Origin of the sequence: Jeotgalibacillus alimentarius, from assembly GCF_000829445.1 — a bacterium.
Taxonomy (GTDB): Bacteria; Bacillota; Bacilli; order Bacillales; family Jeotgalibacillaceae; genus Jeotgalibacillus; species Jeotgalibacillus alimentarius.
The window spans coordinates 82,375-107,537 of sequence record NZ_JXRQ01000018.1 but is presented as its reverse complement, the minus strand read 5'-3'; the positions used below and the strand labels follow the sequence as shown (position 1 = coordinate 107,537).

The 25,163-nt window shown below is 39.8% G+C and carries 28 protein-coding genes and 1 pseudogene; 26 read left to right on the top strand and 3 right to left on the bottom strand.

What is annotated here, in order from left to right; all coding sequences use genetic code 11:
• Positions 1 to 42 precede the first annotated feature (42 nt).
• From KP77_RS10340 to KP77_RS10310, 7 genes are all read left to right on the top strand, one after another.
• Positions 43 to 1,728, top strand: a complete 1,686-nt coding sequence (locus KP77_RS10340; protein WP_041122654.1) for a formate--tetrahydrofolate ligase — start codon at positions 43 to 45, stop codon at positions 1,726 to 1,728.
• A gap of 133 nt (positions 1,729 to 1,861) precedes the next feature.
• Positions 1,862 to 2,362: a hypothetical protein gene (locus tag KP77_RS17560; RefSeq protein ID WP_152614717.1), complete on the top strand. Its 501-nt coding sequence runs from the start codon at positions 1,862 to 1,864 to the stop codon at positions 2,360 to 2,362.
• The gene (locus KP77_RS10330) at positions 2,359 to 2,973 is read left to right on the top strand and encodes an HD domain-containing protein (protein WP_052474074.1); all 615 of its coding nucleotides are present in this window, start codon (positions 2,359 to 2,361) and stop codon (positions 2,971 to 2,973) included. The genes KP77_RS17560 and KP77_RS10330 overlap by 4 nt, the downstream gene beginning before the upstream one ends.
• Entirely contained in the window at positions 2,970 to 4,850 is a 1,881-nt protein-coding gene (locus tag KP77_RS10325) for an ABC-F family ATP-binding cassette domain-containing protein (RefSeq protein ID WP_041122653.1), read from the top strand. The genes KP77_RS10330 and KP77_RS10325 overlap by 4 nt, the downstream gene beginning before the upstream one ends.
• A 72-nt stretch (positions 4,851 to 4,922) precedes the next feature.
• The gene (locus KP77_RS10320) at positions 4,923 to 6,062 is read left to right on the top strand and encodes a conserved virulence factor C family protein (protein WP_041122652.1); all 1,140 of its coding nucleotides are present in this window, start codon (positions 4,923 to 4,925) and stop codon (positions 6,060 to 6,062) included.
• Between the two features lies 1 nt (position 6,063).
• A complete protein-coding gene (locus KP77_RS10315; RefSeq protein ID WP_041122651.1) occupies positions 6,064 to 6,498 on the top strand; it encodes a BrxA/BrxB family bacilliredoxin in 435 nt (144 codons plus the stop codon).
• A 9-nt stretch (positions 6,499 to 6,507) separates the two neighbouring features.
• Positions 6,508 to 7,281: a class I SAM-dependent methyltransferase gene (locus KP77_RS10310; protein ID WP_041122650.1), complete on the top strand. Its 774-nt coding sequence runs from the start codon at positions 6,508 to 6,510 to the stop codon at positions 7,279 to 7,281.
• 38 nt (positions 7,282 to 7,319) lie between these two features.
• Here the strand turns inward: KP77_RS10310 and KP77_RS10305 are convergent, their stop codons facing one another.
• Positions 7,320 to 7,895, bottom strand: coding sequence for a YpjP family protein (locus KP77_RS10305; RefSeq protein WP_041122649.1), 576 nt, complete (start codon positions 7,893 to 7,895; stop codon positions 7,320 to 7,322).
• Positions 7,896 to 8,163: 268 nt separating this feature from the next.
• On the opposite strand from KP77_RS10305, the gene KP77_RS10300 reads away from it, so the two are divergent.
• Entirely contained in the window at positions 8,164 to 9,105 is a 942-nt protein-coding gene (locus KP77_RS10300) for a thymidylate synthase (protein WP_041122648.1), read from the top strand.
• Between the two features lie 12 nt (positions 9,106 to 9,117).
• A complete protein-coding gene (locus KP77_RS10295; protein ID WP_041122647.1) occupies positions 9,118 to 9,600 on the top strand; it encodes a dihydrofolate reductase in 483 nt (160 codons plus the stop codon).
• Between the two features lie 101 nt (positions 9,601 to 9,701).
• On the opposite strand, the gene trhA is transcribed toward KP77_RS10295, so the two are convergent.
• Positions 9,702 to 10,337 (bottom strand): PAQR family membrane homeostasis protein TrhA, encoded by a 636-nt coding sequence (gene trhA, locus KP77_RS10290; RefSeq protein ID WP_041122646.1) that lies wholly within the window; start codon positions 10,335 to 10,337, stop codon positions 9,702 to 9,704.
• Positions 10,338 to 10,584: 247 nt separating this feature from the next.
• Here trhA and KP77_RS10285 point away from each other — a divergent pair, with 247 nt between their 5' ends.
• From KP77_RS10285 to KP77_RS10215, 15 genes and pseudogenes are all read left to right on the top strand, one after another.
• Positions 10,585 to 11,406, top strand: a complete 822-nt coding sequence (locus KP77_RS10285; RefSeq protein ID WP_041122645.1) for a DegV family protein — start codon at positions 10,585 to 10,587, stop codon at positions 11,404 to 11,406.
• Positions 11,407 to 11,560: 154 nt separating this feature from the next.
• Positions 11,561 to 12,364 (top strand): SGNH/GDSL hydrolase family protein, encoded by an 804-nt coding sequence (locus KP77_RS10280; protein ID WP_152614716.1) that lies wholly within the window; start codon positions 11,561 to 11,563, stop codon positions 12,362 to 12,364.
• A 1-nt stretch (position 12,365) separates the two neighbouring features.
• Complete coding sequence (locus tag KP77_RS10275) at positions 12,366 to 12,941, top strand: YpmS family protein (RefSeq protein ID WP_052474073.1); 576 nt, start codon at positions 12,366 to 12,368, stop codon at positions 12,939 to 12,941.
• A 15-nt stretch (positions 12,942 to 12,956) separates the two neighbouring features.
• Positions 12,957 to 13,493, top strand: a complete 537-nt coding sequence (gene msrA, locus KP77_RS10270; RefSeq protein ID WP_041122642.1) for a peptide-methionine (S)-S-oxide reductase MsrA — start codon at positions 12,957 to 12,959, stop codon at positions 13,491 to 13,493.
• Positions 13,490 to 13,912 (top strand): peptide-methionine (R)-S-oxide reductase MsrB, encoded by a 423-nt coding sequence (gene msrB / locus KP77_RS10265; protein ID WP_041122641.1) that lies wholly within the window; start codon positions 13,490 to 13,492, stop codon positions 13,910 to 13,912. The genes msrA and msrB overlap by 4 nt, the downstream gene beginning before the upstream one ends.
• A 94-nt stretch (positions 13,913 to 14,006) precedes the next feature.
• The gene (locus KP77_RS10260; protein WP_041122640.1) at positions 14,007 to 14,507 is read left to right on the top strand and encodes a PTS sugar transporter subunit IIA; all 501 of its coding nucleotides are present in this window, start codon (positions 14,007 to 14,009) and stop codon (positions 14,505 to 14,507) included.
• A gap of 70 nt (positions 14,508 to 14,577) precedes the next feature.
• Positions 14,578 to 14,796, top strand: coding sequence for a YozE family protein (locus KP77_RS10255; protein ID WP_041122639.1), 219 nt, complete (start codon positions 14,578 to 14,580; stop codon positions 14,794 to 14,796).
• A gap of 98 nt (positions 14,797 to 14,894) precedes the next feature.
• On the top strand, positions 14,895 to 15,599 hold the full coding sequence (gene deoD, locus KP77_RS10250) for a purine-nucleoside phosphorylase (protein WP_041122638.1): 705 nt from the start codon (positions 14,895 to 14,897) through the stop codon (positions 15,597 to 15,599).
• A gap of 168 nt (positions 15,600 to 15,767) precedes the next feature.
• Complete coding sequence (locus KP77_RS10245; protein ID WP_041122637.1) at positions 15,768 to 17,261, top strand: S41 family peptidase; 1,494 nt, start codon at positions 15,768 to 15,770, stop codon at positions 17,259 to 17,261.
• 61 nt (positions 17,262 to 17,322) lie between these two features.
• On the top strand, positions 17,323 to 18,237 hold the full coding sequence (locus KP77_RS10240; protein WP_041122636.1) for a CobW family GTP-binding protein: 915 nt from the start codon (positions 17,323 to 17,325) through the stop codon (positions 18,235 to 18,237).
• 550 nt (positions 18,238 to 18,787) lie between these two features.
• Complete coding sequence (locus tag KP77_RS10230) at positions 18,788 to 19,549, top strand: CAP domain-containing protein (RefSeq protein WP_041122634.1); 762 nt, start codon at positions 18,788 to 18,790, stop codon at positions 19,547 to 19,549.
• Positions 19,550 to 19,639: 90 nt separating this feature from the next.
• Positions 19,640 to 19,996: a hypothetical protein gene (locus KP77_RS10225; RefSeq protein ID WP_041122633.1), complete on the top strand. Its 357-nt coding sequence runs from the start codon at positions 19,640 to 19,642 to the stop codon at positions 19,994 to 19,996.
• Positions 19,997 to 20,033: 37 nt separating this feature from the next.
• A pseudogene (locus KP77_RS18530) lies at positions 20,034 to 20,285 on the top strand (spore germination protein); the annotation flags it as partial.
• Positions 20,262 to 21,386, top strand: coding sequence for a Ger(x)C family spore germination protein (locus KP77_RS10220; RefSeq protein ID WP_268747468.1), 1,125 nt, complete (start codon positions 20,262 to 20,264; stop codon positions 21,384 to 21,386). The pseudogene KP77_RS18530 and the gene KP77_RS10220, both read left to right, overlap by 24 nt.
• 74 nt (positions 21,387 to 21,460) lie before the next feature.
• Complete coding sequence (locus tag KP77_RS10215) at positions 21,461 to 22,234, top strand: SDR family oxidoreductase (RefSeq protein ID WP_041122631.1); 774 nt, start codon at positions 21,461 to 21,463, stop codon at positions 22,232 to 22,234.
• Positions 22,235 to 22,246: 12 nt separating this feature from the next.
• Here the strand turns inward: KP77_RS10215 and KP77_RS10210 are convergent, their stop codons facing one another.
• Positions 22,247 to 23,608, bottom strand: coding sequence for an MATE family efflux transporter (locus KP77_RS10210; RefSeq protein WP_041122630.1), 1,362 nt, complete (start codon positions 23,606 to 23,608; stop codon positions 22,247 to 22,249).
• Positions 23,609 to 23,706: 98 nt separating this feature from the next.
• On the opposite strand from KP77_RS10210, the gene KP77_RS10205 reads away from it, so the two are divergent.
• Together KP77_RS10205 and KP77_RS10200 are read left to right on the top strand one after the other, a co-directional pair.
• Positions 23,707 to 24,483, top strand: a complete 777-nt coding sequence (locus KP77_RS10205; RefSeq protein WP_041122629.1) for a carotenoid biosynthesis protein — start codon at positions 23,707 to 23,709, stop codon at positions 24,481 to 24,483.
• Positions 24,458 to 25,162, top strand: a complete 705-nt coding sequence (locus KP77_RS10200) for a lysophospholipid acyltransferase family protein (protein ID WP_041122628.1) — start codon at positions 24,458 to 24,460, stop codon at positions 25,160 to 25,162. The genes KP77_RS10205 and KP77_RS10200 overlap by 26 nt, the downstream gene beginning before the upstream one ends.
• The last annotated feature ends 1 nt before the right edge of the window (position 25,163 follow it).

Sequence of the window (25,163 nt, the reverse complement as noted above, 5' to 3'; positions counted from 1 at the left end):
CATGTTATAATGATGGTATTACATAGGATGTGGAGGCTCATTATGACGACAAAAAAGACTGTTCCTTCTGATATTGATATCGCTCAGGCTGCGACTATGATGCCAATTACCGAGATTGCTGCCGGAGCAGGCATGACACCTGATGATATTGTAATGTATGGTAAATACAAAGCAAAAATCACATTTGATACGATTGACCGCTTAAAAAATGCCAAGGATGGTAAGTTAATTCTTGTCACTTCAATTAATCCGACTCCTGCCGGTGAGGGAAAGTCAACTGTAACTGTAGGACTTGCTGACGCATTAAAAGCATCCGGTAAAAACTCTATGGTAGCGCTGAGGGAACCTTCACTTGGACCAGTCATGGGCGTAAAAGGCGGTGCGACCGGCGGCGGCTATGCACAGGTACTGCCAATGGAAGATATTAATCTCCATTTCACCGGTGATATACATGCAATCACAACTGCTAATAATGCACTTTCAGCATTTATAGATAACCATATTCATCAGGGGAATGATCTTCAGATCGATCCGAGAAGAATCATCTGGAAACGTGTGATGGATATGAATGATCGTGCGCTCAGACAGATCGTCGTTGGACTTGGTGGCCCTGCAAGAGGGGTGCCAAGAGAAGACGGTTTTGACATCACGGTCGCTTCAGAAATTATGGCTGTACTTTGTCTGTCATCAGGTATCAATGATATGAAGAACCGCCTATCCAATATTGTTGTTGCATACACCTATCAGGGCGAGCCTGTTACTGTGTCTGACCTTGAAGTCCAGGGCTCTTTAGCACTGCTTTTAAAAGATGCGCTAAAACCGAATTTAGTACAGACGCTCGAGCAGACACCTGCATTGATTCATGGTGGTCCATTTGCCAATATTGCTCATGGCTGTAATTCAGTTCTGGCGACTCAGACAGCGTTAAAGCTGGCTGATTATGTCGTGACGGAGTCCGGTTTCGGAGCAGATCTTGGAGCAGAAAAGTTTTTAAATATTAAAACCAGAACTTCAGGAAAACACCCTGATGCTGTAGTGATCGTGGCAACAGTGCGCGCACTTAAAATGCACGGCGGCAAATCTAAAAAAGAGCTGACAGAAGCTGATACAGAGGCATTAAAGTCAGGACTGACCAATCTAGAAAAACATCTTGAAACAATTCGTGAATTTGGACTGCCTGCTGTAGTGGCGATTAACAAATTTCATACTGACAGTGCATCTGAAATTGAAATACTGGAAGAATTCTGCAAAGCGCAACAGGTTCCTTTTTCATTAACCGAAGTGTGGGAAAAGGGCGGAGAAGGCGGTAAAGACCTTGCAGCTAGAGTAATTGATGCAATTGAAGGAGAAAGCAGCTTCAAGTATCTTTATGACCTTGAAATGCCTGTAAAAGAAAAAATTAATACGATTATTCAGAAGGTATATGGCGGGTCAGAAGCAGTATTTTCTAAAAAAGCTGAAGCCCAGATCAGACAATTCGAATCATACGGATGGGGAAGTCTGCCTGTATGTATGGCGAAAACGCAATACTCCTTATCAGATGACCCGGCATTATTTGGCCGTCCTAAAAACTTCCAAGTGACAATTAGAGAAGTTGTACCAAAGCTTGGGGCAGGTTTCCTGGTTGCACTTACCGGCGATGTCATGACCATGCCGGGACTTCCAAAGACGCCAGCTGCTAAAAACATGGATGTGACGGGAGAAGGTAAAGGCATCGGACTGTTTTAACATGTTCAGTAAAGCAAAAGCATCCTGTGATGGATGCTTTTGCTTTTTAAGGCTGACTATTATCGGGCACTCATATCATCGCTCTTAGCAGGTTGAATATGCTATGATGACGAAAAAGAATGCGGGAGGTACTATGTTTGATCCAACAGCTTTTGATAACTTAAAAACTGTATTGGAAGGTACAGTTTATGATCGGGATCTCGATGGTACGATTAAAATCACTTCACGTACAGATCAGGTCGATATTGCAACCTTATGCCGCAGTTTTAATATAACTTTTCATGTGAAAGAAAATGGATTTGAAGCTGATATGAATCTGTATGCAGACCTGAAAAAACTGGCAGCAGAATTACTGCCTGGCAATAATGAGAGTGAAGCAGGGGCAGCCATTTCTATTATTTTCAGAAAATATGGTGATGATTGGACTGAACCTGAATTAAGTGTGCTCTCTAACCAGTGGGGAGAAAACAGATGTTATGATATAAGGAAGGTTACCTCGACGAGAAATCCTGATTTCTGTGAGGCAGTCGTCCGTTTTGAGAGAACCATTACAGAAGATATGCTGAGAGATATTGAAGATATGGTTTACTTCGTTATCGAAACCCTCGATTTACTGGAGGTAACAGAACGTTGATCAATATATCCCATCATCAATTAATAAAAGCCGAGCAGCAAATGTATTTATTTCACAGTGAGGACAGGACGGGCCATGGATGGGATCATATCCTCAGAGTGAAAAATCTGGCACTGAAAATTGCAGAGATAGAAGGGGTTCAGCAGAAAGAATTAGTTGAACTGATCTCGCTATTTCATGATGCAGGTGACGATAAACTGCATCCCAGTACTGAAGAGGCAGCTGACTTCCTGAATACAATGATCAGCCTGCTAGAATTTTCCCCTGACGAAACAGATTATCTGATTCCGCAAATTAAAGCTGTCAGCTTCCGGAACAGAGATCTATTCCAGGGAGGAATTGAGAGTCAAATTGTCGCGGATGCTGACAGGCTTGATGCAATTGGCGCAATAGGTGCAGCGCGTGCATTTACATATGGGGGCGCCGGCGGTCAAAAGCTTTACAGCGTGAAGAGCGGTGAACCATCAGTCCTTGATCATTTTGACAAAAAGCTATTAAAACTGAAAGATACGATAAATACGAAAACAGGCTACAAAATTGCACTTGAGAGGCACAGATTCTTAGAGCAATTTAAAGATCAATTTCTAAACGAATGGAATGGTAAGAAATGAAGCAGTGTAAAGTTTTAAATGTGCAAAAAGCGTACGGGGAAAAAAGTCTGTTTCAGGATTTGTCATTCACAATTACTGATACTGATAAAATCGGTCTGATCGGTGTCAATGGAACAGGTAAATCCACATTGATGAAAATGATTGCCGGCCTAGAATACGCTGACGCCGGTGAAATTGAATACCCGAAAAATTATACGATTAAGCTGCTGGACCAGGAACCGGACCTGAATGAACATTTAACGGTGATGGAAACGGTATTTGAAAGTGATGCTGAAATCACAAAGCTGATGAACCAGTATCAACAGATCATGAACGAATTCGAGAAAAATCCCGAATCGGATCAAATTCAAGAGAGAATGCTCAGCATTCAGCAGAAGATGGATGAAAATAATGCGTGGGATGCTGCGTCAAAAGCAAAAGCGGTTTTATCAAAACTTGGTATGAATCAGACTGAAATGAAAATCAGTCAGTTGTCCGGTGGTCAGAAAAAGAGAGTGGCACTGGCTCAGGTGCTGCTTGAGGAACCGGATCTTCTGCTGCTGGATGAGCCTACGAACCATCTTGACTATGAAGCGATACTTTGGCTTGGTCAATACTTACAAAAGTACAGTGGAGCGATTTTATTCGTATCACACGACCGTTATTTTATTGACCAGGTATCTAATTCCATGCTGGAGCTTGAAAAAGGAAAAGCATATAAATATAAAGGGAATTATCAGCAATTTATCGAAGCAAAAGCTGAACGTGAAGAGCAGCAGGCTTCTGAAGAAAGAAAAAAGAATAATCTCTATAAAAATGAACTGGCCTGGATGAGAAAAGGAGCTAAAGCGAGAACGACGAAACAAAAAGCGAGAATCCAGCGGTTTGAGATACTTGAAAAATCTGTTGGAAACCAGGAAGAATCTGAACTGAACATTGGATCTCTCAGCAGCAGGCTTGGTAAACAAGTGATAGAGCTGAAGGGAGTAACTAAAAAGTATGATCAGGTGTTATTCAAAGATTTCAGTCTGCTTGTGACACCCGGAGACAGAATTGGCATTGTCGGGTCGAACGGAAGCGGGAAATCAACATTAATGAACATGATAGCAGGGAGGATCAAACCTGACAGCGGCAGTGTAGACATCGGACAAACAGTAAAGATCGGTTATTTTTCCCAGGAAATCGAAGAGATGGATCAGACAATGCGAATGATTGAATATATACGTGAATCAGCTGAGGCGATTGAGACCGCTGACGGTACAGTTTCACCATCCCAGATCCTTGAACAGTTCTTATTTCCTCCTGAAGTTCATGGAACACCGATATATAAGCTGTCCGGCGGAGAAAAGAGAAGACTGTTCTTATTAAAATTATTGATGAAGCAGCCAAATGTTCTGATGTTAGACGAGCCAACTAATGATCTTGATACACAAACACTGACCGTTCTTGAAAATTTTCTTGAAGGATTTAAAGGGGTCGTTATTACTGTTTCCCACGACAGATACTTCCTGGATAAAACTGCAGAAAAACTGATCATCCTGAATCGGTCGGAAACACCTGATATCACACTTGATGATTATTCGACTTATCTTGAAAAAAAATTCTCATCAAATCTGGAAAAAACTCAGGAAACACCCAATAGGAAGTCTGAAGAGAAACCTGCTGGTGAAGCGAAAGAGAAAACAAGATTATCGTACAAAGAGAAACTTGAGTGGGAAACAATTACTTCTACGATAGAAGAAACAGAGATGAAGATAGAAACCCTCGAACTTGAATTAAATGAAACCGGCAGCGATTATATGAGAGCAGAAGAGATTAATGAAGAGCTTGATACACTTAATCAAAAGCTTGAAGAACTAATTGAGCGATGGAGCTACCTTTCTGAATATGCTGAGTAAGCCCATTTCTTCAACTGAAAAATCTATTATGATACAATGCAACTAGAATTGGCAAAAACCGGAGGGATTACGTTGAAAATATTATCAATCGAACCTACGCCGAGTCCTAATACAATGAAGGTCATTGTAGATGAGGCACTTGCAGGCGGTAAAAGTAATAATTATAAAAAAGATGATGCGGCAAATGCCCCTTTGAAAATTAAACAATTGCTTGAAATTGATGGGGTGAAGGGAATCTACCACGTAGCTGATTTCCTGGCAGTTGAGCGTCACCCCAAAGCGGACTGGGAGGCAGTCCTGCCGGAAGTGCGCGCTGTATTTGGCGAAAATACAGAGGAAGAGGAAATTGAAGAAAAGGCTGATGAACATTTTGGAGAAGTAAATGTTCAGGTTCTTCAATTCAAAGGAATTCCTCTTCAGATAAAATTACTCACTGGTGATGAAGAGAAACGTTATGGCTTGCCAGATTATTTTGCCCAGGCAATGAGCGATGCACAGCTTGAAGGCGATAACGTTGTCCTTCAAAGAAAGTGGAAAGATTTTGGCATCCGTTATGGAGATCTGGATAAAATAGCTGAAGAAGTAACCGATGAAATTCTCGCATCTTATCCATCGAGCAGAGTGCAGGCGATTGTTGAAGCGTCAAGGGAAGCAGGAGATACGCCTATTAAGAGCAGGGAGCTGAAAAAGATCTCCGCTGACACGTTAAGAAACTGTGAAACGTGGCAGGAAAGGTACCAGCTGCTCGAACAGATTCCTGAGCCCGTTACAGATGATATCCCGATGCTGAATGTAGCACTTGATGATGAAAAAGTATCAGTCAGAAGACTTGCAGTCGTATACCTCGGTATGATTGAAGACGAAGAAGTTCTTCCCTCATTATATAAAGGGCTGAACGATAAAAATGCTTCTGTCAGAAGAACTGCCGGCGACTGTTTGTCAGATCTAGGATTCCCTGATGCAGAGGGCGAAATGATGAAAGCTCTATCTGATAAAAATAAGCTTGTCCGCTGGAGAGCAGCAATGTTCCTATATGAAGCAGGAACAACTGAATCACTTGATGCGTTAAAAGCTGCAGAAGATGACCCTGAATTTGAAGTGAAACTGCAAATTAAAATGGCGATTGAAAGAATTTCCGGAGGACAGGAAGCAAAAGGCTCTGTTTGGAAGCAGATGACAGAAGCCAGAAAGCAAAGAATGGAGGAAAAATAACATGTCAATGGCATATGAAGAGTATATGAGACAACTGGTTAAACCAATGAGACAGGAACTCACGCAGGCAGGGTTTCAGGAACTTAGAACGGAAGAAGAAGTAGAATCTTTCTTAGAAGAGTCAAAAGGAACTTCTCTTGTAGTCGTTAATTCAGTTTGCGGGTGTGCAGCAGGATTGGCGCGTCCCGCAGTCACTCAGGCTTTAATCACACATGACAAAGAGCCGGACCATCTCGTTACAGTATTTGCAGGTCAGGATAAAGAAGCTACAGCAAAAATGCGTGCTCAGTTCCCGGACCTTGAACCATCGTCACCATCAATACTCCTTTTAAGGGATAATGAAGTTGTACATTTTATTCCACGTGAAGAAATTGAAGATCATGAAGTTGAGGAAATTGTGGATAATCTGAAATCTGCGATGGATCAGCACTGCTAGGATTATTCAGTGATCATTACAACATCAGGCAGGCCCGGTGCAGGGTCTTTCTCAAATCTTAAGATCGCATCTGAGTATTTCAGTGATGCTCAGGTGGTTGACAGAAATAAAAGATCCATTTCCACTCTGCAGGAAGTCTACCGGGATGCTATGCTGATCGCAGGAGATACCAGATTTGAGTACTTTACTGTTGATGGGGGTGAACCTTTCTTCTATCACCCCAATTCAGCTTCATTCCGGATAAAAAGAATGATGAATGGAGAGGCAGATCCGCTGATACAGGCAGCGGATCTGTCTCCTGATGATCTATTTCTTGACTGTACAGCAGGTATTGCATCTGATGCCCTTGTAGCTTCATGGTATTGCAATCATCCAGTGACGGCTATTGAGGCCAGAAAAGAAATTGCATTTATTACAGGACAGGGGTTAAAAACGTTTGCCCATAAATCTGAGGATATTAACCGGGCAATGAGACAAATCAAATTGTTTCATGCGGACGCTTTTACTTTTTTACAATCCTGTCCTGATAACAGCTATGATGTCGTATATTTTGATCCAATGTTTACCGAAACGATTGAATCAGAAGGGATTTCGCCATTAAAAAAGCTGGCATATATACAGGATGAAAATCTGTCAAATGCGATTAACGAAGCGGAAAGAGTAGCGAGAAAAAAGGTAATGTTAAAAGATCATTTCAGATCTCACCGTTTTTTGGCGTTTGGCTTTACTCAACTGATCAGACAGTCGACAAAGCAGCATTACGGGATCATAAATAAAGGCTGAAACACCGCTATTAAACGGATGTTTCAGCCTTTAATATTTTAATGAACCTGTTCAGAGCCGAACCTGGCAGGTGTATCTTTCCCCCAATAAATCTCTGCTAATTCATGATGTGTTTCAAAACCGTCTTCTGCTGAATGATAATGGAAATTGAAGCTGTACCCTTCAAGAGGTGGACGGTCTTTTCTTACATGAAAATAAAGAATTTCATCATTTGATTTTGTGTCCATTATATGAAAGATTCTTTCTCCATCACCTTTTCCAACAACCGGAGAGATGGCCAAATCAGTGATTTCTTCCTCCGGGTATGTATCAAAAAGATCCATAATAATTTCTTCTATTTTTGGTATTACTTCAGATTCAAAGTCAGATTCAATTCTCGGGAGGATTCTTTCCCCGAGTTTTGTGGCCGTAATTTCTTTAGCCTGTGAAATTAATTGCTCTGCGGTCTGCTCTTTATTGAGTGCCGGTAAAGGCGTAATTTCCAGGTGGTCAGTAGCAAACTGCTGTTCATCTGTTTTCTGATTATTTCCTGCGAGCAGATCCTGCGGTGAGATCATACCAAACGTCAGGATTGAAATTAAAATGACAAAAGACTTTTTAATCCAGTTAGGCATGCGTATCTATTCCTTTCATCACTGAGGTGTAGATCAATCTGTTATGGACTGATAAAGTTAAATCAATTATACTAGAATACGAAAAGAAAAGCTTCAGTTTTCTAAAAATGTTCACTGAACAGGAGGTTACGACAGTGGAAGAAATTATGATTTCAATCGGATTTTTATTAATGCTTGCATACTTTGTGTATTTACAATTTGCTGAATGATTAAAAGCTGGCTGATGCCAGCTTTTTATTTACATCAGCATAAAACGGAGGGCAATTAAATGAAACAATATCATGAACTGCTTGAAAAAGTATTAAAAGAAGGAACCAGTAAGAGTGACCGCACAGGTACGGGTACAATCAGTCTGTTTGGACATCAGATGCGCTTTGATCTGCAGGAAGGTTTCCCACTCGTTACTACCAAGCGGGTGCCCTTTAAGCTGATTGTCAGTGAACTGCTTTGGTTTATAAAAGGGGAAACAAATATCAAATACCTCTTAGAACACAATAATCATATATGGGATGAATGGGCATTTAAGAACTGGATAGAATCAAGTGATTACTCAGGGCCTGATATGACTGATTTTGGTTTAAGATCACTTGAAGATGAAGCGTTCAGGGAACAATATCAGGAGCAAATGAAAATTTTTCAGGATAAAATCCTTCAGGATCAATCTTTTGCAGATAAATTCGGTGATCTCGGATCAGTGTATGGCAAGCAGTGGCGCAACTGGAAGAAATCAAATGGTGAAACAATTGATCAGCTTCAGGACGTCATTCATTCTATCAGGCATTCTCCGGATTCAAGAAGGCATATCGTCAGTGCCTGGAATCCTGAAGATGTACCAACTATGGCACTTCCGCCGTGTCACACACTTTTTCAGTTTTACGTAGCTGATGGTAAACTGTCATGCCAGTTATATCAGAGAAGCGGCGACTTATTTCTCGGCATTCCATTTAACATAGCAAGTTATGCTTTACTGACCCATCTGATTGCAAATGAATGCGGATTAGCGGTCGGAGAATTTATTCACACGATTGGTGACGCGCATATTTACTCAAATCATGTTGAACAGGTAAAAACACAGCTCGTCAGGGATTTTAAAGATAGTCCAATACTTAGTAGCAACTCCGAAAAGTCAATATACGATTTAACACCTGATGACATTAAGATTGAAAATTATCATCCACATCCTGCTATTAAAGCACCTGTGGCAGTTTAGGAGGAGTTATATTTGATTTCTATGATCAGTGCTCATGACCTTAATCGTGTGATCGGAAAAAATGGTGATATGCCGTGGAACTTACCGGACGATCTCAAATATTTTCAGAGAGTGACCTCTGGGCACAGTATCCTGATGGGCAGAAAAACGTTTGAGTCAATGAATGGACCATTAAAAAACAGAAGAAATATAGTTCTGACAAGTAACAAGGAATGGTCCCGTGACGGTGCTATCGTGGTACACGATCTTGTTGAGGGGTTAAAACTGCTGAATGAAGATGAAGAAGGATTCGTCATTGGAGGGGGAGAGATATATAAATTGGCGCTTGAAAAAGCGGACAGACTATATATTACGCTTATTCATGAAGAATTTGAAGGCGATACTTACTTTCCTGCCTATTCATCTGATGATTGGAAACTCGTGTCAAATAAAAGAGGTAATCAAAATGACCAGAATCCGTATGTTTATGAATACAGAGTATACGAAAGAATATAAATCCTGAAAATAATAAAATGTGGTTATACAACGACACTCAGATCAGTAGCAGGCAATAAAATAATAAAAAACAGGAAAGCGGATGAACGCTTTCCTGTTTTTTATGCGTAGAAGTAAACGCAGAAATACATAAATGCACTTCCTGCTATGACAAACAAATGCCAGATCGCATGGTTATATGGGATCTTTCTCCATACATAAAATATTGCACCAACTGAATAAAATAATCCGCCTGTCAGAAGGAGACCAAATCCTGCAGGTGAGAGTTCATTATAGAGCGGAACGGCTGCGATAATGATTAACCAGCCCATCAGAACATAAAATAGTGTAGATATAATCTGATACCGGTCTACAAAATAACATTTGAATACGATGCCTGCTACAGCAAGTCCCCAGACAAGACCAAATATCGTCCAGCCGAGCGGATCCCTGATTGTAACCAGTACAAATGGTGTGTAAGTACCTGCGATTAGCAGATAGATAGCTGAATGATCAAGTATAGCAAAAAAGCGTTTTAGTTTTTCAGTTCTTACACTGTGCAGAAGTGTTGAGCAGAGATACAAAATGAGCATCGTCGAACCAAAAATTGCAAAACTGACAATATGCCATGCAGTTCCTCTTTCAACTGCTGCAAGAATAATCATCACTAAAGCAGGGATTGACAGCAAAAAACCGGCCCCATGTGTAACGGCATTCCAAAATTCTTCTCTTTTATCTTTGTAATCGAATGTATCCAAGCGAGTATCACCTCAAAGTGTTTCTGTTTTTATTATTGTACTGCTATCATATTATTCAGGCAATGATTAAAGAGGTGACTGAATTTGTCTTATATAATTATTAGTCTGAAAAAGCGTTTGCAGCCTTTATTTGCCGGGTATGTATGACAACTGTCACTAATTTATAAAAAACGCCTGAAGTATTATGAGAATATACAATGAACGAGTATAATAATGAATAATAACCTATTGGATAAGGGGTAGTTGGATGATTAAAATAGTGACTGACTCTACTTCAGATTTAACAAATGAAGAAATTGAAAAGTATGGTATAACAGTTGTCCCATTAACATTAGTGATTGATGGAGAATCGTATCTGGACCGGTTCGAAATATCTCCATCGGAATTTATGCAGAAAATGGCGTCTTCCAAGGAGTTGCCTAAGAGTTCACAGCCATCTGCCGGAGCGTTTAAAGAGGTGTATGATCAATTGGGGGAAGAGGGCTCAGAAGTCATCTCAATTCATATGACGGGTAAAATGAGTGGTACTGTCAGATCAGCAGAAAGTGCAGCAGACCTGACTGACACGAAAGTGACTGTGATTGATTCAGGATTCATCTCAAGAGCGCTGGCTTACCAGGTAATTGAATCTGCAAAAGCAGCTTCTGAAGGTAAAAGTTCAGAAGAGATTGTCAGCCTGATTAAAAATGTACAAGGCCATTCTTCATTATTTGTTGTGGTTGATACGTTAGAAAATCTTGTAAAAGGCGGAAGAATCGGCAAGGGAAGAGCTTTTTTAGGTTCACTCCTGAATATCAAACCGATCGCTTCTCTGGCTGGTGGAGAATACACACCTGTCTCAAAAGCAAGAAATTATAATCAGGTTGCGAAATACCTGATCTCCCAATACGAGCAGGACACCCGAGGAAAAAAAGTTAAAGAGGTCAGCATTGTGCATGCTGATGGAATGACCCTTGCAGAAAAAGTGTCCGGTAAAATCAATGAGGAAGTATTCCTCAGCGAAACGACTCCTGTTATCTCGACCCATACAGGTAAAGGTGCGATCGGCTTTATGTACTATTACGAATAGATAACATGAGTGATACAAAACTTTAATGAATGAATGATGAACTGTGTCCGGCATACGGGCACAGTTTTTTCAGCACTTCCACCAAACAGGTAATTGTTTGAACATGATTTCCAGGTGATATAATGGAAGTAGAGGATTTAGGCAGGTGAAAAAATTGAAGAAGATACTACTTGTGGTCATCAGCAGCTCACTTATGATCATGACCGGCTGTCAGTTAAGTTCTGCCCAGCAGGAAAAAAGAGAAATAGAACTAACAGATAAAAAACTGCCGGACGAAGGTTTCTTTCCTGAACCACTGAACATTGTTTCATTGGGAGATTCCTTAACACAGGGAGTTGGCGACAGCCAGGACTTAGGCGGTTACGTTCCAATTCTTGAGGACAGCCTGGAAGAGAGAACAGAATTCGGGGAAGTAAATATTTTAAATTTTGGAAAACGCGGAAACCGTTCGGATCAGCTTCTAAAAAGAATTAGTGAAGAAGAGGAGATCCGGACTGCCATTGCTTCATCGGATGTTGCTGTGATTACGATCGGAGGTAATGATGTGATGAAAGTTGTAAAGTCGACTTTCCCTTCGATGACTTTTGAAAACTTTGAAGGTGCCAGGTTGAATTATGAAGAACATCTGGCAGCGATTTTATCAGATATCAGAGAATTGAATCCGGATATTTCCATTGTCTTGATGGGTATATATAATCCTTTTTTTATCTTTTCAGCGGACGTTAAAGAAATGAAAATGATTGTTGAAACCTGGAATGCTTCAGGAGAGGCTATATTAAATGATTATGAAAATACTTCATATGTAGAAGTAGCTGATATTTTCAGACAGACTGATCAAAATCTACTGCATACTGATTATTTTCATCCGAATGACGACGGATACTCTTTAATAGCAGAAAGAATTGAAGAGGGTGTAATTGAAGTACTAGATGGTGGCAGCAGTCAAGGAGATGAGTGATATGAAAAACACCTGGAAGTTTTTATTTTTTGGATTACTGGTTATCGTAATTCTCACAGCAGCAATTATGATTTATTTATTAATGCGTCCGGTAGAAGGTGAACAGGCCATTGCGACGCCTTCTGCACCTCCGGAATCTGGAGCGGAATTCGAAGTGATCACGAACCGGGAAGACTTGACAATTATGGCGAACAGGTTTATCGAGGAGGAACTTGGCGGTTCTATCGATTATTCAGTGCTATTTGATGATAGGGTAAAGCTGAATGGTGAAATTCCAATATTCAGCACCACCATTGATTTTCAAATGTCTTTTGAAGCAAATGCGCTTGAAAACGGGAATTTGCTGTTAACGCAGGAAAGTCTGTCTTTAGGCGCGATAGATCTTCCGGTATCGAGCGTGTTGAAATTTATCAATGATTCCTACGAGTTTCCCGACTGGGTGGTCATGGAACCCCAGAACCAGCAGATTGTGGTTCAGGTGACAGAAATTGATGTACCTGAAGGCCTTAATGTTAAAACCAATGAATTTAATCTGGAAGAAGATGAAATATCTTTTTCTATTTATGTACCTCAATGATAGGAGTGAATGAATATGACACAGTCTGAAAAAGCTACATTTGCAGGAGGGTGCTTCTGGTGTATGGTAAAACCTTTTGACCAGGAGCCCGGGATTCATAAAGTCACATCAGGTTATACAGGAGGGCATATAGAGAATCCCACTTACGAGGAAGTCTGCAGTGAAAAAACCGGACATCGGGAAGCTGTTCAAATCGAGTTTGATCCTGATGTGTATCCGTATGAAAAGCTGCTTGAGCTATTCTGGATACAAATTGATCCGACTGACGGGGGCGGTCAGTTTTTCGATCGCGGCGAATCATACAAAACCGCGATCTACTTTCATAATGATGAACAGAAAAAGCTGGCTGAGAAATCAAAAAGAGAATTACAGGAAAGTGGCAAATATAAAAAGCCGATCGTAACCGACATTTTTGAGGCCAAAGAATTTTATCCTGCAGAAGAGTCTCATCAGAATTATTATCAAAAAAACCCGGCACATTATCAGGCTTACTATACAGGCTCAGGCAGAAAAAAACTGGTTGAACAGAATAAGGAGTTGTTTAACAAATGAAAAAAAATCTTGATCAGTTAAATAAAATGCAATATGAAGTCACACAGAATAATGGTACAGAACCGCCTTTTAAAAATGAATACTGGGACGAATTCGGAGACGGTATCTATGTGGATATTATTTCAGGGAAACCACTATTCAGTTCGAAAGATAAGTATGATGCCGGTTGCGGATGGCCGAGCTTTACAAAGCCGATTGACGAAAGTGAAATCAGTGAGAAAAAAGATACGAGCCACTTCATGATCCGGACTGAGGTCAGGTCAAATGAAGCAGATGCACATCTTGGACATGTATTCGATGATGGACCCGGACCTTCAGGGCTAAGATATTGTATTAACTCAGCAGCAATGAGGTTTGTACCGTATAAGGATCTTGAGCAGGAAGGATATGCGGAATATAAAAAACTGTTTGAGGAATAATACTTGTGAATATATGAACAATCTGATAGACTGCTTTATGCGAAAGTTTAGCGGGATGGTAAATTGTCTATATATACATGAGGAGCGTGATTAGATGTTAAAAAAATTATTTGGTAAAAAAGAAGAAGTACCTAAAAATGTTGAAATTAAATCTCCACTGACAGGTAATCTCTTAACGCTTGATGAAGTACCGGATCCTGTATTTTCTCAAAAAATGATGGGTGATGGAGTGGCAATTGAACCGACAGATGGCAAAGTTGTCTCACCAATTGACGGAGAAGTAGTTCAAGTATTTCCTACAAAACATGCAATTGGGCTTAAAGCAAAAAATGGGGCTGAAATTTTAATTCATATCGGTCTTGAAACTGTTTCAATGGAAGGTAATGGATTTGAAGCACACGTATCTGAAGGATCAAAAGTAAATGTTGGTGATCCGCTGGTAACGTTTGATCTTGAACTTGTCCGGTCAGAAGCAAAAAGCATTATTACACCGGTGATCGTTACAAACGGTGATGATCTGGCAGGTATTGAAAAGATGACTGCATCTTCTGTACAGGCAGGACAGGATACAGTACTGAACGTATCTTCTAAATAACCTAATGACTGCTCTTCAGCATTGAAGAGCAGTTTTTTTATGGTATGATTTTTTATCAGGGGGTGAGCAGTTGAAGACATTTTATCATTTTGTACTTAAATACAGAGAACCGGTGGCAAGAGATTCAAAAGAAGAACTGGCAAATAAAATATATGATGACAGCAGCTTTCCCAAAAGATCTAAAAATTATGATGAAATCAGCAGCTACATTGAAACAAGCGACATTTACTACTCGCTTGCAGTAACGTTTGATGAACTTTGGGAGGAATATAGAAACGATAAAAGATAGCAAAAAACTTAGTAGCAACTCCGAAACATTAAATCAGTTGATAATTAAATAAAAAAAGGCTACAATAAGGCTTCATAAAGGTAAGGGAGGAACAATTAATGAGTATTCATATCGGTGCAAAAAAAGGTGATATCGCAGAGACGGTACTACTACCTGGTGATCCATTAAGAGCAAAATATATTGCTGAAACTTTTCTAGAAGATGTAACCTGCTATAACGAAGTGAGAAATATGTTCGGTTATACAGGTACATATAAAGGTCATAAAATTTCCGTACAGGGTACCGGAATGGGTGTTCCATCAATTTCGATTTATGCAAATGAGCTGATTGAGGAATATGGTGTGAAAAACCTGATCCGCGTAGGTACATGTGGAGCAATCCAGAAAGATGTAAAAGTCCGTGACGTTATTCTTGCCATGACTGCATCTACTGATAACAATATGAATCAGAGAACATTTAAAGGTGTTGATTATGCACCTGCAGCTGACTTTGGCTTATTAAAAAATGCTTATGATGCAGGTCTTGAAAAAGGTCTTAACCTTCAGGTGGGTAACGTATTTACAGCTGATATTTTCTATGATGATAATGCAGAGCACGAAAAATGGGCTCAGTACGGCATTTTAGCTGTAGAAATGGAAACTTCTGCACTTTATACGCTTGCTGCAAAGCATGGGAGAAAAGCACTTTCTGTATTAACTGTAAGTGACCACATCTTAACAGGTGAAGCGACTTCTTCAGAAGAGCGCCAGATTACTTTCAATGATATGATTGTAGTTGCTCTAGACGCAGCGATTGCAGAATAAATGTTAACCGGCTGCCTATAGCAGCCGGTTTTATTTCTTGTTAACTATATCAGTACATATTTAATTTCGACATATTGATGAATGTTCATATTTTACTTTTCCTTGATACTTAAAGCTGTTAAGATAAAGTAGATTGTCAAAAGTGTAAGTTGAGAAAGTGGTGAAAAAATGGATAATGAGCATCAAAATGTGACGAAGGAAGAAGCAAAAGAGACCTTGTCCAACTATGTAAATATAAAGAAATTTCATTTCGTGATGCTTTTATTTTTCACTGTATTAGCGACTGCAGGGATTTCCATTTTTGCACTGTCATTTGGAGATGAAAAAGCAGTAACAGTGGGTGTGCAGGAACGAACTGAATTCAATAAACTTTATGAAGCCTATGATAAGATACAGGAAAATTACTTCCTTGAATACACGGAGGAAGATCTGATAAATGGGGCTATTAATGGAATGGTAGATTCACTTGGAGATCCTTATTCAGATTACATGAATCAGGAGGAAACTGCACAGTTCAATGAAAATATTACCTCCAGCTTTCAGGGCATCGGTGCAGAAATTCAATCAATGAACGACTTGATCACTGTTGTGTCTCCAATCAAGGGATCACCTGCAGAAAGAGCCGGTATTCAGCCGAATGATCAGATTCTTGCTGTAGACGGTGAGAGTATACAGGGTATGAGTGCTTCTGAGGCAGTCTTATTGATCAGAGGTGAGAAAGGCACTGAAGTAACATTAACCATTCAAAGACCAGGTAATCAGGATACAATGGACTTGACCATCACACGGGATGATATTCCATTAGAAACTGTATACTATGAGATGAATGATCAGAATGTAGCGACAGTTCAGCTGACAAGTTTTTCTGAAACGACTTTTGATGAACTGACTGAAGCACTGAATGACCTTGAATCACAGGGTATGCAGGCATTAGTGTTAGACCTGAGACAAAATCCGGGTGGACTTCTGCCACAGGCAATCTCAATAGCTAATTTATTTGTACCTGCCGGTGAAACGATTGTACAAATTGAAGAGAGTAACGGAGATAAGCAGGTCATCGCTGCGCAGGAAGGCGATAAAGTTGAAGTGCCAACCGCTGTACTGATTGATGAAGGAAGTGCAAGTGCATCTGAAATCGTTGCAGCTGCAGTCAATGAAACAGCTGATATTCCTTTGTTTGGTAAAAATACATTTGGCAAAGGAACTGTTCAGACAGCAGAAGATTTCAGTGATTCATCTAATTTGAAGATCACTACTGCACGCTGGTTAACACCTGAAGATAACTGGGTACATGAAGAAGGAGTAGCGCCAACTACTGAAGTGGATATGCCGGATTATGCAACTCTGCCATATTTAAATATAGATACACCTCTTGAAGAGTCTATACTTTCAGAACAGGTGAAAACCGCAGAGGAAATGCTGAATGCTTTAGGAATTAACCCGGGTAATGTTGACGGTTTATACGATGGATCTACTGTTGAAGCTGTTGAAACTTACCAAGAGCAAAATGACCTGGAAGTTACAGGGATCATTAATGCTGAAACAGCATCATCTATTATGTTAAGCCTGCGTGAACAGCTTGAAGAGGATGACCCTCAGGAGAATAGTGCGATTGACTATTTGATTGAGGAAGCAGACATTCAGGTAGATGTAGCATCATAATCATAAAGGAATAAAAACCCTGGCCATTTACCGGCCGGGTTTTTTTTGAAAGGAAGAGTAGATGAACCACAATATACCAGTCTATTTACTATCAGGATTTTTAGGAAGCGGTAAAACAACATTGTTAAAAAACCTGCTTCAGTATGAGAAAAAAAGTGGACGTAAGCCTGCTGTATTGATGAACGAAGCAGGGAAAGTATCAATTGATTCAGAAGAGGTGGATCGTGATGTACCCTTAGCTGAATTACTTGATGGCTGTATTTGCTGTACGATTCAGGATAAACTTGAAAGTCAGCTTCAACAGCTATTGTTTGATGGAGGTTTTGACACGCTCATTATAGAAACAACTGGTGTTGCGCATCCGGTGGAAGTAGTAGATTCAGTGCTTTCACCATTATTTGCGGACCGTTTCGAATTCAAAGGGATTTTAACAACTGTAGATGTCATGCAATGGGAGAGCAGGGAGAATTTATCTGTGCAAGCGCTCCAGCTTTTAAGAGAACAGATCAGGTTTTCAAGCCTCGTTCTGCTTAATAAGATTGATTTGATCAGTGAAAGCCGGATACCTTTTATTTTAAACGAATTACAATCTATTACTTCTTCGAAAATACTCATGACACAGCATGCCAAAATAAATTTTGCTGAACTTGAAAGCATTAGTACAGTAGATTACGACGGGGCCTCTAATATCCGGGCAGATAAAGAATTAAATCTGAATGTGCTTGTTCACACTTTCTCTAACCCTGTTGAAAGAACGTTATTTGAAGATTGGATGAGGAAGGTATCCTCCACCGTGTATCGTATGAAAGGATTTGTTCCATTTAAAAATGAAAAGTATCCATCACTTGTTCAATATTCATACGGCATGCCTCTTTACTTTGAACAGGATATGAAGATGCCACCTAACTTTGTGGTTATTGGTGAGAACCTGAATGTGGAGCAGATCAGTAAAGAACTGGAACGCCTGGAGTTATGACTGAACATTTAATACTGAATCTTTACACATCACTGTGGAAAAACAGACCGGTTAAGTCAATAAAACAGATGAATGCATTAATTATCAGTGATTTGTCAGATGAAAATACACATCCCCGTCTTAGGAGGAGTCCCGAAGAAAAATACAGGATAACCAGACAATTAATCAGTGATTCAGACTTAACATCTGAGCAGCAGCGCTTATTAAATAATTATATTAGCATGTTGTATGAGCAGACTTTTAACAAATGAAAACCTCTTGTCATAATTGAAAAATAAAAACCTTTCACAAATGCTGTCAACTGCGATATATATGTAATGTTTTCCGATATGATGTTTCAGCTAGCAGACTTTCCATGTCTTTCTATTTAAGCTGTTTTATTGAAAACCCTTATATTATCAGAAAAATGACAGTTTACAAGACAATGAATAATGATATTTTAGAATGATTTTCCTAACGAACGCTCCTTCCATATGCTGCCGCGATTGTTACAGCATAACCGGTGTTAAGATGAGAATGTCGAAAGACAAAACACTTATGGAGGGATCTTATGTTTGGAAAAGTACTAGCATCAGCAGCCATTGTTTTTGCGCTTGTAACGCCTGCTACAGGTACAGCGAGTGCAAATTGGGAGAAGAATTTCTATCAGGATTGCTTTGAGTATTTTATGAAGCAATATGATATTAAGATTCATTACAAGTCACCTGAAAAAACAGTAGAAAAAGAGACTGAGTCTTCTGCTGCACCCGCACCTTCAGAAAGTCCGGCTGATACTCAGGCTGTTCAACCTGAACAGCCTGCCGAAGAAAATAAAGCAGCTGAACCTGTTGCGCAACCTGAGGAAGTAACTGTAGCAGAACCGGCTCCACAACCTGAAGAAGTGAAAGAACCTGAAACGGTATCAGAAACCCCGGATTCTGAGCACCCTCAAGAACTTGGAAGCTTTGAGGCACAGGTGATTGAATTAACGAACCAGGAAAGAAGTAAAGCTGGATTACCGGCATTGTCAGCGGATGTTGAGCTGTCAGCAGTAGCTGAAGAAAAATCTGCTGATATGGCAAGAAATCAATATTTCTCTCATACAAGCCCAACATACGGATCACCATTTGATATGATGAAATCTTATGGTATTAACTACCGTTCAGCAGGTGAAAACATTGCGATGGGTCAACAGACGCCACAGCAGGTCGTTGATGCGTGGATGAACAGTGAAGGACACCGTCAGAACATTCTCAGCACTTCCTATACTCATATTGGTGTTGGCTATGTAGAAAACGGCAACTACTGGACACAAATGTTTATCGACAAATAATATATCTTAATTAAAAACTCTCCTTTAAGGGGAGTTTTTTTGATTAAATTTTTCTTTCTGCAGACATACTGATTATAAGGATGTGTCTATATGAAAAAAGATCAGAAAAGGTTTAAACAACTGCAGCTGATTAAAGATTGTAAAAATTTTAATGAAATAATTGAACAAATTGATTACAGTTCCGGAAATACGGATGACCTGACAACAGTTGTACTTGATTACCTCGATAAGCAGACTGTACTGCTCTATTATGAATCACTGATTGATTCACAGAAACAGAGCAGCCTGCTTGAATGGATGTCTGAAATGTTTTGGAAAACTGAAGAACTTCCGGATACGGTGGATATAAAACAGCAGGCTTCAAACCTCTCGATTGCCGCCGCTATTGATATTCTGCTAAGTGGCGAAACGCTTATTGTATTCAATGACGGGGCACCTGGACAATAACAAGTATTAAGTCCTTGAAGGTTTTCAGCGCTCTCTTCAGGAACCGAAAAATGAACAGATTGTCAGAGGTTCTCATACAGGATTCAATGAAAATCTGATTGTTAATCTAAACCTGATCAGAATAAGATTAAAAAGTTCTCACCTGGTTATTAGATATTTTACGATTGGATCATATTCAAATACCAAAGGTGCACTGATTTACTTAAATGATATTGCTGATCCGATGCATGTCGAAGAATACATGATGAGATTGCAGGCAATTGATATCGATCTGGCATTCAAAGGGTGGGAGATAATTGAAAAAATATATTTTGATTTTATTATGTGTTTGTCTCCTGATAGCTGCTGGGATCAGAATTTATTAAAAGATGTTCAGCTTATTTACACTGTAGGGTATGATGTGCTGAAAGATGGATCAGAAGAAACTACTTCAGTTGCTCCTCCAGTTGATGAGATGGTTGAAACGGTAAACGTTCTATCAACCAATAATAAAACTGTTCGTGACAGCAGATATCATTTGGATACAATCGTTGCTGAGCATATAGATTTTTCAAAACTTCAGGTCGTAGTTTTGGGGAAGGATCTCGCTGAGGATAAAATTTATCCCTATATAGATGTTATATACAGAGACCCAAGACACCATCTAAATGCCAGACTGGCTATGACCGATACCTCAGCTAAAGAGCTATTGAATCAGCCGATTGATTCACAGAAAAACAAATCGGAATACTACGCCGGTCTGCTTGAAAGCTCAGAAATTATCAATGTCATACCGAAGATGACTTTACAGCACGCATGTACAATCCTGCTGGACCCGGGTATAGACTTATTTATACCTTTACTAGTGTATAGAGATGAACTTAAGAGGGCAGAAGCTATTGGAACTTCACTCTTCAGTAAAGATAAATATACAGGAACATTCTTGAATCATGACCAAAGTACAATATTCAATGTACTTAGAAATAAGACCGACAGAGTAGTACGTATGACGAGAAAATATTCAGAAGACAAAGAACCTGAAGTATCAAATTATATGACGATGGAATTTAAAAACACAAAGACCAGCCTTAAGCTACTTAAAGATCCTTTCAGAATCTCAGTAAAAATAAAGCTGAAAGGAGCAGTAGCAGAGTATGGACCTGATCATCTTGTCGGGACAAAAAAGTTAGATTCAATAGAATCATGGTGGGAAAAAACATTAAAGAAGGATACAGAAGACCTGTTTACAATTTTAAAGGAAAATCAATCTGATATTCTGGGGATTGGGAGAATGACAGCTGCATTAATGCCTGATGAGTGGGATGAAAAAGAATGGCATGAGAAATTTTCACAACTTCCAGTAGAAGTGGAGGTTGATATGTCTATTTCAAGTACAGGAATCATTGACTGAACGTGTTATTAGTTGCTTTCATGAATCTTTTATTCATACAATGATGATAAGAATCTTGTGTGGAGTTGACGTCAATGGAGAAAACAGTATTAATAACCGGTGGGTCAAAAGGTATCGGCAGTTACACTGCAAAACTGCTCGCATCGTCAGGTTATAGAGTGATAATCAATTACAGGTCGGATGATCAGCAGGCAGAAGAATTAGTATCTGAACTCAGCAGAGCCAGTTCAAAGCAGTGTGTGGCTATTAAAGCAGATATTGCTTCTAAAGAAGGCAGTATGTCCTTACTGAATCAATTAAGTGCGCAGCATATTCAGTCAATCGATATTTTAATTCATAATGCGGGACCCTATATTGCTGAACGCAAAAAAATGTCAGACTATTCATATGAGGAATGGGACAATATGATTAATGGAAATCTAAACGCTGTATTTTATTTATCCAAGCATATTGTTCCGATGATGAGAAAGAAAAAGTGGGGCAGGCTCATTACTTTTGGTTATGACAGAGTGGACAATGTGTCAGGATGGATCTACAGATCAGCATTTGCATCAGCTAAGAGCGGGCTTGCTTCTCTTACAAAAACAATCGCTCTTGAGGAAGCAGAAAACGGCATTACTGCGAACATGATCTGTCCAGGTGATATCGAAGGGGATTGGAAAGAACGTGATATTGCAGATAGCAAAGGGTCGGATGATCATGATAACCCCGTGGGCAGACCAGGCACAGGTGAGGATATCGCACGCATCTTGAAATTCTTAATTCAAGATGACTCAAGTTTTATTACCGGAGCTATCATTCCGGTCACCGGCGGTAAAGATGTGTTAGGAAAAGTGTATCGGAAATAAAAAAGCTCCCGGTTATGCCCCGGGAGCTGCCTTCATTTTTTTTCGTTGAATCAGGATCATTCTGATTGTCAGTGTGATGGCACCTGCCGTCAGACCTGCAATCAAACCGATCCAATAGCCGAAATAGGACCAGTTGGTATAGTTTGCCAGTAAATAACCGACAGGCAGACCGATCACCCAATAAGAAATCATTGTCATGATTAAAGTGATATTAACATCTTTATAGCCTCTTAAAACTCCCTGTACAGGTGCCTGTATTGCATCAGACAGCTGAAACAGAACGGCAAAAATTAAGAATTGGGCAGTCAGGTTAATCACTTCACGATCTGTTACATATATACCTGCCACCGCATCGCGGAAGAAGTACGTTAACACACCACCCGTAGCCGCAATTAATACAGCTATTGTCACACCCATATAACTGTATAATTTCGCATCACGCATTCTTCCTGCACCAGCTTCAAAGCCTACAACAATTGTCAGTGCCATAGAGATGCTGAGAGGGATCATATAAAGAAATGAAGAAAAATTGATAGCAGCCTGATGTGCAGCGATGACTTCAGTTGAGTATACACTCATAAATAAAGTTACTGCTGAAAATATACTCGTTTCAAAAAATATTGAAAAACCGATTGGAATCCCGATTAACAATATTTCCTTCCATTTTGAAAAATCAAATGCAGCCTTTTGTCTGAACACATGATATAAACTGAATGGTCGGTTCCGATGAACAATCAGTACTGAAATCAGACAGATCAGCCAGTAAGTGGTGGCTGAAGCGACACCGGCACCAACACCGCCAAGAGCAGGAAGTCCGAGCTTTCCGAATATAAGAATATAATTAAATACAACATTAATCGGTAATGACATAAGCGTTACATACATCGTGACCCTGGTAAACCCGAGTGCATCAATAAAAGATCTCAGCACGTTATAGATAAACAGAGGGATAATACCGACAGATAAAGCTGCAAGATAAAGGCCGGCAACCCTTCTGACTTCTGGTTCTATATTCATTATTGATAAGATTGGTCCTACAACAATAAAACCGATTACCAGAATAATCACTGCCATAATAACGGCCAGGTAGACACCCTGTATCACTGTGTTCCTTACATATTTTTCTTCTTTCGCACCAACCAGCTGTGCGACAATCGGGGTAACAGCCAGCAGAATTCCCGACAGTCCTGTAAAGACAGGCATCCAGAGGGACGAGCCGATTGCTACTCCTGCAAGATCAGCAGTCGAATACTGACCGGACATAATTGTATCAAAGAAATTCATTGCAAAAAGTCCAAGTTGAGTGACCAGAATTGGTATTAGAATAAATGAAAACTGTTTTAACTTTTGTTTCATGGTAAACGTTTGTTCCATTGAGACCCAGCTCTCTTTCTCTCTATAAAAGTACTCATATTTAAACCTCAGAGAATTATAACACAGTTTTATAACAAATAGTTTTGGATGGTGACGTCATGAATAATGTCTGGAAAATATTTATCGTATGGTATGTAATCGGTGTGGTACTGGTTGCTTTTGATCTGCTTCCGCCATTTCTCGAATGGGCAAATGCAGTATTTTTATACTTGGCAGGGATCCTGGCAATCTATTATTCAACAAAAGTGTTAGGTCTAATCAAAGGGATCGTCATCAGTGTCATCATTATGGCTTTTACAATGTGGGCAGAATCATTAGGAGTCAAGTATGGCATTATTTTTGGCGCTTACCACTATGAACAGGATTTTGGCATTCAGATTTTCGGAGTGCCTTTAACGATAGGGTTCGCATGGGTAATGGTCATATTTACTTCACTCAGTTTGATGCACCGACTGTTGGAACAGCCGAAAAGTATTAAAAAAGGGTTGTTTTTTGCTTTTGTCACGTCACTTCTGGCAGTGTGTATGGATCTGATTATCGACCCTGTAGCTTATCAGGCAAAGCAGTATTGGGTGTGGGATGATACAGGACCTTATTATGATATACCGACACAGAACTTCCTTGCATGGTTCTATGTATCTTTCATTATTCAGATTGTCGTCTATTTTCTTACGCATACACCAACGTCTGAATCATGGACAAAACGTACAAACTGGCTTTATTTTATGATGATCATTATGTTTGTGATTACAGCACTCGCTTACCAGCTTTATCTCGCAGTAGCTGTTACAGCATCAGGTCTTGCAATCACATATTTTATCTACCTTTTATTCAGCAGGAGGTTCTCTAATGAATCAAAAATCCGGAAAAACTGAAAAGGTTCTGGGGGCTTATTTAAAGTGGCAGTTAAAAAAGCACTTCTATAGGGTACATCTTAAAGATAGACAGTCTCATACTGAGGGCTCAAAGCTATATATCATTAATCATTCGAGCTGGTGGGATGGACTGATTGTTTTTTATTTGAACCGATATCATTTGAAAGAGAATGCCTATGCGATGATGAGTAAAGAAGGGATGGAAAAGTTTTCATTCTTTTCAAAGATCGGAGCTTTTCCAGTCGATCCAGCTTCCCCGAAATCGATTATTCGCAGCCTGCAGTTTGCTGATGCCCGTCTTAATGAAAAGCAGTCCGTCTGGATTTTTCCGCAGGGAAGGGAAGAACACCTCGAGAAAAGACCATTATCATTTATGAACGGACCTGCTTACCTGCTTGAAAAAACACCTGAGACAGAAATTATTCCAGTCTCCTGCTACTATACTTTCAGACATGATCAGCGCCCGGAACTATTCATTTCAATTGGTGAGTCTGCAGATAAAGATGCACTCAACGGATTAACACGGGAGCAGAAAAGTAACAGCCTGCGTATGCTTCTTGAAAGGAATCTGGATCAATTAAAATCTGATATCGTCCATGAGAAAACAGATACATACGAATTATTTATAAAAGGATTTAAAACCTCAAGTGAATGGCTGGAATTTTTAAAGAGGAAATAAT